General features: G+C 75.1%; 1 protein-coding gene. It reads right to left on the reverse strand.

Annotation, left to right across the window (positions count from 1 at the left end; all coding sequences use genetic code 11):
• Window positions 1–58: 58 nt before the first annotated feature.
• Window positions 59–11,830, reverse strand: a complete 11,772-nt coding sequence (locus tag B1H29_RS11760; RefSeq protein ID WP_055417835.1) for a type I polyketide synthase — start codon at window positions 11,828–11,830, stop codon at window positions 59–61.
• Window positions 11,831–11,835: the final 5 nt, after the last annotated feature.

Here is an 11,835-nt window from a genome sequence, read left to right on the forward strand (position 1 = left end):
AGTTCTGGACCACGGGCACCCCTAAGTTCCGGGCCGGTGGCGCGGATAGGGGCAGGGATCAGGACAGGCCGAACTCGTCGTCGAGCAGGGACACGAGTTCCTCGGCGCTCGCCGACTCGAGGTCGACGTCGGTGGTCGGCTGCTCCTCGGCGGCCTCTTCCAGCGTCGCCAGCAGCACCCGTAGCCGGGTCGCCATCGCCCCTCGGTCCTGGGCGGTCCCGCGCTCCGTGGAGCGGACGGCGGTCTCCAGGTCCCGCAGAGCGATCAGGGCGGGGTCGGTGGCGGTGGGCGGGTCCAGTTCGATGCCGTCCAGCAGTTCGGCGGCCAGGGCCCTCGTGGTGGGGTGGTCGAAGACCAGGGTGGCGGGAAGCCGTACCCCGGTCAGGACGCTGAGGCGGTTGCGCAGGTCGACCGACATCAGGGAATCGAAGCCGAGGCTCTTGAACGCCTTGGTGGCCGGGACCGCCTCCGTCGAGGGCAGGGCGAGGACCGCGGCGACCTCGGTGCGGACGAGGTCCTCCAGGGCGCCGGCCCGGTCGTCCTGCGACAGGGGCCGCAGCCGTTCCCGGAGCCCGGTGGAACCGGTGGGCGCCTCGGCGGCCCGGGGGCTCGGCCGCGGCACCAGGGCGCGCAGTGGCAGGGGCAGGACGGCCCGGTCGGCGGCGGACAGTCCGCCCGGCTCGAACCGGAAGGGCAGCAGCACCGGTTCGCCGCCGCCGTGGGCCGCGTCGAAGAGGGCCAGGCCGTCTTCCGGGGCGAGCGGCCGCATGCCCGAGCGGGCGATGCGCCGCAGGTCCGCGGCGGAGAGCTGGGCGGTCATGCCGGAGTCGCTCTCCCAGGGGCCCCAGGCGAGCGAGAGCGCGGGCAGGCCGTCGGCGCGGCGCCGCAGGCACAGGGCGTCGAGGTAGGCGTTGGCGGCAGCGTAGGCGGACTGGCCACCGCCGCCGAGGGCTCCCGCGAGCGAGGAGCACACGACGAAGGCGCCGAGGCCGAGGGATGCGGTGAGGTCGTGCAGGTTCACCACCGCGTCGATCTTCGGCCGCAGGACGCGGTCGACCTGCTCGTCGGTGAGCGAGGCGAGCAGCCCGTCGTCGACGACGCCCGCGGCGTGCACGACGGCGGACAGGGGTGCCGTCCGCGGGATCGTGTCGAGTACGGCGGCCAGGGCGTCCCGGTCGGCCGTGTCGCAGGCGGCGATGCGGACGTCGGCTCCCGCTTCGGTCAGGTCCCGGCGGAGGTCGGCCATGCCGGGCGTGTCCTCGCCGCGGCGGCCCAGCAGCAGCAGACTGCGTACGCCGTGCCGCTGGACGAGGTGCCGGGCGAGCAGTCCGCCGATCATGCCGCCGGCGCCGGTGACGAGCGTGGTGCCGTCGGTGGGCCACGGGCCCTCGGGTGCCGGGGCTTGGACGATGTGGCGGGCCAGGGCGGGTACGAGAACCGCATCGCCGCGGAAGGCGAACTGGTCGGTGTCGGTGGTCTCCGTCCCGGCCAGGAGCGGGGACCGGGTGAGGTCGTCGAGCGTGGTGGCGGTGTCGAGGTCGGCCAGGAGCAGCCGGCCGGGGTGCTCGAGCTGGGCGCTGCGGGCCAGGCCCCACAGCGCGCTGTGCGCCAGGTCCGGTACGCCGTCGCCGGGGCGGGCCTCGACGGCGCCGCGGGTGCACAGCACCAGCCTGCTCTTGACGAGGTGTTCGTCCTCGAGCCAGGTGCGCAGCGTGTCGAGAGCCGTGTGCACGGCGGTGCGTGCGGCGGCCGGGTCGACGCCGGTGGTGGTGGGGGCGCAGGGCAGGAGGACCTGGTCGGGGGCCGGGCCGCCGTCGGCGAGGTGCCGGCGCAGGGCCGCGAGGTCCGGGTAGTGGTCGATGTCGGGGCTCTGGGGGGTGCCGGGGCCTACGACGGCCCAGCGGACGGCCGGGGCGCCGGTGGCCTCCGGCCGGGGCGCGGGCGTCCAGTGGAGGCGGAACAGGGACGAGGCCACGGACGTGCCCAGTTGGGCGCGGGAGACGGCGCGCAGGCTCAGACCGCCCACGGACAGGAGCGGTTGTCCGGTGCCGTCCTGGAGGGTGGCTCTCACCTCGTCGCTGCCGGTTGCGGCCGCGAGGCGGATCCGGCAGGTGGTGGCGCCCGGCGCGGACACGGCGACGTTCCGCCAGGCGAACGGCAGGAACGGGCCGCTGCCGCGGTTGGCGGAGGGCAGGAACGCGAGGGTGTGCAGGGCGGCGTCCAGCAGGGCGGGGTGGACACCGAAGGCCGCGGCGTCGTCGGCGGCCTGAGCGGGGAGTGCCACCTCGGCGTAGACCTCGTCGTTCAGCCGCCAGGCCGCGGTCAGGCCCTGGAACACCGGCCCGTAGGCGGTGCCGGCGGTGGCCAGGCGGTCGTAGAAGTCGTCCAGCGGGACGGGTTCGGCGCCCTGCGGTGGCCACGGGGTGAGGGGGCCGGCCGGCCGCGGCGCGGGGGCGGTGGTGAGGAGTCCTTCCGCGTGGCGGGTCCATTCGGTGGTGCCGGCGGGGCGGGAGTAGACGGCGACCGGCCTGCGGTCCTCGTCCGTCGTCTCGCCGACGACGACCTGTACGGTGACACCGCCGCGCTCGGGCAGGACGAGCGGGCTGTGGACGACGAGTTCGTCGACGTGGCCCGCGCCGAGGCGGTCGCCCGTCCACAGGGCGAGGGCGAGGAATCCGGTGCCGGGGAAGAGGGCGGCGTCCAGGATCCGGTGGTCGGCGAGCCAGGGCTGCGCGGCGAGGGACAGTTCGCCGGTGAACAGGGTGTCGCCGCCGGAGGCGGAGCGGACCATGGCGCCGAGCAGCGGGTGTCCGGTGCCGTCCAGGCCGGCCGAGGACAGGTCGCCGCGTTCCGTGGTGGACTCGGCGGGCCAGTAGGACGTCCGCTGGAAGGCGTAGGTCGGCAGGTCCACCGGCCGGGCTCCGGTGCCTTCGAAGACGGCGTCCCAGTTCACGCCGACGCCGTGCACGTGGGTGCGGGCCAGGGCGGTGAGGAGGGTGTCGGGTTCCGGTCCGGTGCGCCGCAGCAGCGAGGTGCACGCCCCCGCGGGAGCGGTGTCGAGGCAGTCCTCGGTCATCGTGGTGAGCGTCGCGTCCGGTCCCAGTTCGAGGAAGGAGGTGACGCCCGCCGCGGTGAGGGCCGCCACGCCGTCGGCGAACCGGACGGTGTGCCGGGCATGCCGCACCCAGTACTGCGGGTCGGTGTACTCGTCGGCGCCCAGGACGGTTCCGGTGAGGTTGGAGACGACGGGGATGCGGGGCGGCGCGAAGGACAGTCCGGCGACCAGGTCGGCGAACTCGTCGAGCATGGGGACCATGAGCGGCGAGTGGAAGGCGTGGCTGACGCCGAGCCGCCGGGTCCGCCTGTCCTGCGCGGCGAAGTGCGTCTCCAGGGCGTCGATGGCCGCGGCCGCTCCGGAGAAGACCACCGAGCGGGGGCCGTTGACGGCGGCGATGTCGACGGCGTCGGCGTGCTCGCACGACACCGTGGTGAGCGCGGTGGCGGCTTCGCCTTCCGCGGCCTGGACGGCCAGCATGGCTCCGCCCGCGGGCAGGGCCTGCATGAGCCGGCCGCGGGCGACCACGAGCCGGGCGGCGTCGGCGAGGTCCAGGACTCCCGCCGCGTGGGTTGCGGCGATCTCGCCGACGGAGTGCCCGAGGAGGTAGTCGGGGACCACGCCCCAGGCCTCCAGCAGCCGGAACAGGGCCACTTCGAGGGCGAACAGGGCGGGCTGGGCGAGGGCGGTCCGGTCGAGTTCGGCGGCCTCGGCGGTGAACACGCTCTCGCCGAGCGGCCGGCCGAGCAGCGGGTCGATGTGCGCGCAGACGTCGTCGAAGGCGCGGGCGAACGCGGGAAAGGCGGCGTACAGCTCCCGTCCCATGCCCTGCCGCTGGGATCCCTGTCCGGCGAACAGCAGGGCGAGGCCGCCTTCGTCGGCGGTGCCGCGCAGCAGTCCGTCCGGGTTCCGGCCGGCCGCGAACTCGGCGAGCCGGGCCAGGGCTTCCTCCCGGTCGGTGACCGGCAGCGCGGCCCGGTGTTCCAGTGCGGTGCGGCGGGTGGCCAGGGTGTGGCCGATGTCGGTGACCGTGCCCTGCGGGTGTCGGCGCAGACGGGTCAGCAGGGTCGCCGCCTGGGCGCGCAGGGCCTGTTCGTCGTGGCCCGACAGCAGCCACGGGGTGACCGGCAGGGGCGTTCGGGGAGCGGCCGCGGGCTCCGGTTCGGCGGCCTGTTCCAGGATGATGTGGGCGTTGGTGCCGCTGACGCCGAACGAGGAGATTCCGGCCCGGCGCGGTCGGCCGGTGTCGGGCCACTGCCGGGGCTCGGCGAGCAGTTCGACGGCGCCCGCGGACCAGTCGACGTGCGGGGTCGGCTCGTCGACGTGCAGGGTGCGGGGCAGGACTCCGTGCCGCAGGGCCTGCACCGTCTTGATCACGCCACCCACGCCGGCGGCGGCCTGGCTGTGGCCGATGTTGGACTTCAGCGAGCCGAGCAGCAGCGGTTCTGCCCCGTCGCGGCCCTGGCCGTAGGTGGCGAGGAGGGCCTGGGCCTCGATGGGGTCGCCGAGGGTGGTGCCCGTGCCGTGCGCCTCTACGGCGTCGACGTCGGTGGCGGCCAGCCCGGCCCGTTCGAGCGCCTGCCGGATCACCCGCTGCTGGGAAGGTCCGCTGGGTGCGGTGAGGCCGTTGGAGGCGCCGTCCTGGTTGACGGCGCTGCCCCGCAGCACGGCGAGCACGGGGTGCCCGTTGCGGCGCGCGTCGGACAGGCGCTCGACCAGGACGATGCCGGCGCCCTCGGCCCAGCCGGTGCCGTCGGCCGCGCCGGCGAAGGCCTTGCAGCGGCCGTCGGGCGCGAGGCCGCCCTGCTTGGCGAAGTCGTCGAAGAGGAAGGGGCTGGTCATCACGGCGACACCGCCGGCGAGCGCCAGGTCGCAGTCGCCGTCGCGCAGGGACTGGGCAGCGGTGTGCAGGGCGACCAGCGACGAGGAGCAGGCCGTGTCCACGGTCACCGCGGGCCCTTCGAGGCCGAGGACGTAGGCGACGCGGCCGGAGACCACGCTGGCGGAGGCCCCGGTCACCCCGTAGCCGGCCAGGGCCTGCGAGCCGCGCGGGAAGAGACCGGTGTAACCGGAGGCGGCCGCGCCGACGAAGACGCCGGTACGGGTGCCGCGCAGCGTGCCGGGTGCGATGCCGGCGCGTTCCAGCGCCTCCCAGGACGTCTCGAGGAGCAGCCGCTGCTGCGGGTCCATGGTCAGGGCCTCGCGGGGGGAGATGCCGAAGAACGCGGCGTCGAAGTCGGCGACGCGGTCCAGGAATCCGCCCTGCTGCGGCACGGCTCCGTCGGCGGGCGGTTCGCTGGTCCAGTTGCGGTCCGCGGGGAAGCCGGAGACGGCGTCCCGCTCGTCCATGACGAGGTCCCACAGTTCGTCGGGCGAGGTGATGCCGCCCGGGTAGCGGCACGCCATGCCGACGATCACGAGGGGTTCGCCGTCGGTGCGGGGTGGGGCGGAGGCGGGCGCGGTGGCCGCGGGGCTCGCGGGTTCGTCCAGGTCGCCGAGGAGTTCGGCGGCGAGGAAGTCCGCGAGGGCGCCGGGGGTCGGGTGGTCGAAGACCACGGTGACGGGCAGCCGGAAGCCGACGGCGCCGGTCAGCCGGTTGCGGAACTCCACGGCGGTCAGCGAGTCGAAGCCCAGTTCGCGGAAGGGTGCCGTCGAGCCGACCGCTTCGGCATCGGAGTGCCCGAGCACGGTGGCGGCGTGGGAGCGGACCAGTTGGAGCAGGATCCGCATGCGTTCGGTGCCGGTGAGCGGCACCAGCCGCTCGCGCAGCGAGCCGCCCTGGGCCTCGGCCGCCCGGCGGCCGGTCCGACGGGTAGGGGAGGGCACCAGGGCCCGCATGACCGGCGGGACCCGGCCGGAGGTGCCGGCGAGTGCGGCCGGGTTGAGCTTGGCGGGCACGAGGTGGGCGTGGCCGGAGCGGCACGCGAGGTCGAAGACGGCGAGGCCTTCGTCGCTGCTCATCGGTACGACGCCGCCGCGGCTCATGCGGCGCATGTCGCGGTCGTCGAGGTGGCCGGACATCTCGCTGCGCTGCTCCCAGAAGCCCCAGGCCAGGGAGAGCCCGGGCAGCCCCTGGGCGCGCCGGTGCGCGGCGAGGGCGTCCAGCGTCACGTTGGCGGCCGCGTAGTTGCCCTGGCCGGGTGCGCCCATGGTGCCGGCCATGGAGGAGAACAGTACGAACGCGCTCAGGTCGAGGTCCCGGGTGAGCTCGTGCAGGTTGCGTGCGCCGGTCACCTTGGGGCGCAGCACCGCCCTGGTCCGTTCGGCGGTGAGGGATTCGATCAGGCCGTCGTCCAGTGCGCCCGCGGTGTGCAGGACGGCGGTGAGCGGCTGATCGGCGGGGATGCCCGCGAGGAGGGCGGACACCTGGTCGCGGTCGGCGATGTCGCAGGCCGCGAAGGTCACCCGGGCGCCGGCCCGGGTCAGTTCCTCGGCGAGTTCGGCCGCGCCGGGGGCGTCCGGTCCGCGCCGGCTGGTCAGCAGCAGGCTGGTGATGCCGTGCCGGGTCACCAGGTGGCGGGCGAGCAGCGTGCCGAGGGTGCCGGTGCCGCCGGTGATCAGGACGGTGCCGTGGGTGGGGAACGGGTCGCCGGGGACGGTGAGCACGGCTTTGCCGACGAGTGCGGCCTGGCTCAGGGCCCGGAAGGCGGCGCGGGCCTCGCGGATGTCCCAGGTGTTGAGGGGCGGCGGGCGCAGGGTGCCGTCGGCGAACAGCGGGGCGAGCGTGGCCAGCATCTCGTGGATGCGGTCGAGGCCGGCTTCGGGCAGGTCGTAGGCCCGGTAGGTGACGCCCGGGTGGGCGGCGGCGACCTGGTCGGGGTCGCGTTTGTCGGTCTTGCCCATCTCCAGGAAGTGTCCGCCGCGGGGCAGCAGCCTGAGGCCCGCGTCGACGAATTCCCCGGCCAGGCAGTCCAGGACGATGTCCATGCCGCGTCCGTCGGTGGACTGCAGGAACCACTGCTCGAAGTCGAGGGTGCGGGAGTTGGCGAGGTGCGCGGCGTCCAGTCCGGCGGCGCGCAGCGTGTCCCACTTGCCCGGGCTGGCGGTGCCGTAGACGTCGGCGCCGAGGTGGCGGGCGAGCTGGACGGCGGCGCTGCCGACGCCGCCGGCCGCGGCGTGGACGAGCACGGACTGGCCGGGGCGCAGGCCGCCGAGGTCGACGAGCCCGTAGTAGGCGGTCAGGTAGGCGACGCAGACGGCGGCGGCCTCCTCGAAGGCCCAGCCGTCGGGTATGCGGTGCACGGTGCGTTCGTCGGCGACGGTCACCGGGCCGAACACCTCGGTGGACAGGCCGAAGACGCGGTCGCCGACCCGGTGGTGGGTGACGTCGGGGCCGACGGCGGTGACCACGCCGGCGATCTCGCCGCCCAGTCCGGTCAGTCCGGGCACCAGGTCGAGGGCGACCACCACGTCCTTGAAGTTGATGCCGGCGGCGCGGACGGCGATCCGCACCTGGCGCGGCCGAAGCGGTTCGAGGAGTTCGGGGCAGGGCATCGCGGTCAGGCCCTCGATGGTGCCGGGCCTGGTGTTCTCCAGCCGCCAGGCGCTCTCCCCGGGCGGCGGCACGATCGCCGCGGCCGCGTCCCAGCGGGTGAGTGCCGGGGTGCGTGCCGCACCGGCCCGCAGGGCGATCTGCTCCTCGTCCGAGGCGAGGGCGGCGCCGAGCGCCGCGGCGGACTCGGCGGTCCGGTCGAGGTCGACGACGCCGAAGCGGCCGGGGTGTTCGTTCTGCGCCGAGCGCAGCAGCCCCCACACTCCGGCGGCGGCGAGGTCGGTGACGTCCTCGTCGGCCGCGCTCGCCACGGCGCCGCGGGTGACCACGACGAGCCGGCAGTCGTCGAGGCGGCTGTCGGCGATCCACTCCTGGAGCAGGGCGAGGGTGCCGACGACGGTGTCGGCCGTGTCGCCCGCCGGTTCGCCGCCGACGGGCAGCAGCGCGGTGACGGCGGTGCGGTCGGCGGCGACGCGCGCGGCGAGTTCCTCGATGCCGGCCACGGCTTCGGCGCCGGGCAGGGCGGTGCCGACGCCGAGCGGGTCGGCACCGAGGACCACGTGGCGGCGCGCGGGCTCCCGCTCCCGGGCGGGCAGGGTCCTCCAGTCGAGCCGGTAGAGCGCGTCGGTGCGTACGGTGCTCAGCGCGGCCTCGGTCATCCGGCGCACGACGAGGGAGTCGACCGACAGGACGGGATCGCCCGCCTCGTCCGCCAGTGCCACGGCGACCTCGTTCTCACCGCGCCGGGACAGCCGCACGCGCAGTCGCGCACAGCCGGTGGCGTGCAGTCGCACCCCGGTCCAGGAGAACGGCATGCCGACGCCGCCGCCGTCGTCGCCGTCCCAGGTGAACATGGCGTGCAGGGCGGCGTCGAAGAGCGCCGGGTGCAGGCCGAAGCGTTCGGCGGCGGACGTCTGGTCGTCGGGCAGGGCCACCTCGGCGTACACCTCGCCGTCGCGGTGCCACACCTGGCGCAGGCCGCGGAACTCGGGGCCGTACTGGTAGCCGGCCTCGGCCATGCGCTCGTACATCCCGGTGATGTCCACCGGCTCGGCGCCCTCCGGCGGCCAGATGCCGGCGAGCGAGTCGCCGTCCTCGCCGCCGGACCCGGCGGCGAGCAGTCCGGAGGCGTGCTGTGTCCAGGGGGTGTCGGCCGGTGCGTCCTCGGGTCGGGAGTACACGCCGACCGGGCGCGCCCCCGTCTCGTCGGCCGACTCGACGTGCGCCTGTACGACCGTCGCTCCGGTGTGCGGCAGGACGAGCGGGGTGTGCAGGGTCAGTTCCTCGATCCGGCCGCAGCCGACCTGGTCGCCGGCGAGCACGGCCAGTTCCACGAACCCGGTGCCCGGGAAGATCACCCGGCCGGACACGCCGTGCGCGGCGAGCCAGCCCTGAGTACGCGGCGACAGGCGTCCGGTGAGCACGGCACCGTCGCCGTCGGCCATCCGGACCAGGGCGCCCAGCAGCGGGTGGTCGACCGAGGAGAGCCCGACGGAGCTCACGTCGCCGGAGCGGGCGGCGCCCTCGGCCCAGTAGCGGGTGCGCTGGAAGGCGTAGGTGGGCAGTTCCACGGTGCGGGCGCCGGTGCCGGCGAACACGGTGTTCCAGTCGACGCGGACACCGCCCAGGTGGGCCTTGGCCAGGGAGGTCGCGATCCTGCCGAGGTCGCCCTCGTCGCGCCGCAGGGACTCCACGACGACCGCGGGTGCTCCCGTGTCGTCGACGGTCTGCTCGACGGCCATGGCCAGCACCGGGTGCGGGCTGGACTCGACGAAGGCGCTGTGGCCCTCGGCGAGCAGGGTGCGGACGACGGGCTCGAAGAGCACCGGCGCGCGCGTGTTGTCGTACCAGTAGTCGGCGTCCATGGTGGCCGTGTCGAGCAGGCCGCCGGTCACCGTCGAGTACAGCGCCACGGTGCCGGTGCGCGGCCGGACCGGTGCCAGCAGTTCCAGCAAACGCTCGCGCAGCGGGTCGACGAGGGCGCAGTGCGTCGGCACGGTGGCTGCCACCGTCCTGGCGCGCACCTGGTCGCGGGCGCACTCGGCGACGAACTCGGCCAGCGCGGCGTCGGCTCCGGCGACGGCGACGAGGCGGGGCCCGTTGACGCCGGCCAAGGACAGCCGGCCGTCCCAGCGCCGCAGCCGCTCGCGGACCTCGTCGGCGGGCAGTGCCACCGACGCGACGGCGCCCTCGCCGACCAGGGTCTCGGCGAGCAACTGGCTGCGCAGGCAGATCACGCGGGCGGCGTCCTCGAGGCTGAGAGCGCCCGCGACGTGGGCGGCGGCGATCTCGCCCTGGGAGCTGCCGACCACGGCGTCGGGCCGTACCCCGTGGGACTGCCACAGCTCGGCCAGCGACACCATGACGGTGAACAGCACGGGCTGGACGACCTCGATGCGGTCCATGGACGCGGCGCCGGGCTCGTCGCGCAGCACGTCGAGGACCCGGAAGTCCACGAACTCCTCGACGGCCGCGGCGCACTCGGCCGCCTTGGCGGCGAACACCGGTGCGGTGTCGAGGAGTTCGCGGGCCATGCCTGCCCACTGCGCGCCCTGGCCGGGGAAGACGAACACGACCTTGCCCTCGGCGGGGGTGCCGCGCAGCACCCCTTCGGCGGGGCGGTCCTCGGCGAGGGCGTCCAGGGCGTCGAGGAACCCCTCCCGGTCGGCGGCGAGTACGGCGGCCCGGTGCTCGAGGCCGGTGCGGGTCGTGGCGAGTGAGAGGGCCACGTCGGCGTCGGCCGCTTCGGGACGGGCCAGCAGGTGGGCGTGCAGGGCGCGGGCCTGGCCGCGCAGTGCGGGCTCGCTGCGCGCGGAGAGCACCCACGGCAGCAGCGGCGGGGCCGGGGCCCCGGACGCTTGAGGTTCCTCGTCCCCACTCTCCGCGCCGGTGTTCTCGGCGGTGTCCTCTTCCAGGATGACGTGGGCGTTGGTGCCGCTGATGCCGAACGAGGAGACGGCGGCCCGGCGGGGGGTGCCGGAGGCGGGCCAGTCGCGGGCCCGGTCGAGGAGTTCCACGGCGCCCGTGGTCCAGTCGACGTTCGGGGTGGGTTCCCCGGCGTGCAGCGTCCTGGGCAGGATGCCGTGCCGCAGCGCCTGCACCATCTTGATCACGCCGCCCACTCCGGCCGCGGCTCCGCTGTGGCCGATGTTGGACTTGAGCGAGCCGAGCCACAGCGGCCGGCCGGCCGGCCTCGCCCGGCCGTAGGTGGCCAGCAGCGCGTCCGCCTCGATCGGGTCGCCGAGGCTGGTTCCCGTGCCGTGTGCCTCGACCACGTCCACGTCGGCGGGCGTGAGGCCCGCGTTGGCCAGCGCCTGGCGGATGACCCGCTGCTGCGAGGGGCCGTTGGGCGCGGTCAGGCCGTTGGACGCGCCGTCCTGGTTGACCGCGCTGCCCCGCAGCACCGCGAGGACGCGGTGGCCGAGCCGGCGCGCGTCGGAGAGCCGCTCGACGGCGAGGACGCCGACGCCTTCGCTCCAGCCGGCGCCGTCGGCGGCCGCCGAGAAGGCCTTGGAACGGCCGTCGGGTGCCAGTGCGCGCTGCCCGGACAGGGCCAGGTGGACGGCGGAGGTGGACAGGGTCGTCGCCCCGCCGGCCAGAGCGAGGTCGCATTCGCCGTTGCGCAGTGCCTGCACGGCGAGGTGCAGGGTCACCAGCGAGGAGGAGCAGGCGGTGTCGACGGTGACGGCGGGGCCCTCCAGGCCCAGGGCGTAGGAGACGCGGCCGGACAGGACGCTGTTGGAGGTGCCGGTGGCGCCGTAGCTGTCCAGCCCGTCGGCGGTGGCGGCGAGCAGGGTGCCGTAGTCCTGCTGATTCAGTCCGGCGAACACGCCCGTACGGCTGCCGCGCAGCGCGTGGATGTCGAGTCCGGCCTGTTCGAGCGCTTCCCAGGAGGTCTCCAGCAGCAGCCGCTGCTGGGGGTCCATGGTCTGCGCCTCGCGCGGGGAGATACCGAAGAAGGCCGCGTCGAACGAGGCGATGTCGTCGACGAACCCGCCCCCGGAGGCGTAGCAGGTGCCGGGGTGGTCGGGGTCGGGGTGGTGGAAGCCGTCCAGGTCCCAGCCCCGGTCGGTGGGGAATGGGCCGATGGCATCGGTCTCCTCGATCACCAGCCGCCACAGGTCCTCGGGAGAGCTGACACCACCGGGGTAGCGGCAGGCCATTCCGACGATCGCGACGGGCTCGGTGCTCCTCGCCTCCGCGTCGGCCAGGCGCCGACGCGTGCGGTGCAGGTCGGCGCTGACCCGCTTGAGGTAGTCCCGCAGCTCCTGCTCGTTGGCCATCCGGC

It is taken from the genome of Streptomyces pactum, from assembly GCF_002005225.1.
Classification (GTDB): Bacteria; Actinomycetota; Actinomycetes; order Streptomycetales; family Streptomycetaceae; genus Streptomyces; species Streptomyces pactum_A.

Coding starts and splice junctions, on each gene's coding strand:
- B1H29_RS11760 (WP_055417835.1), bottom strand. CDS start 11,830: ATGGCCAACGAGCAGGAGCTGCGGGACTACCTCAAGCGGGTCAGCGCC.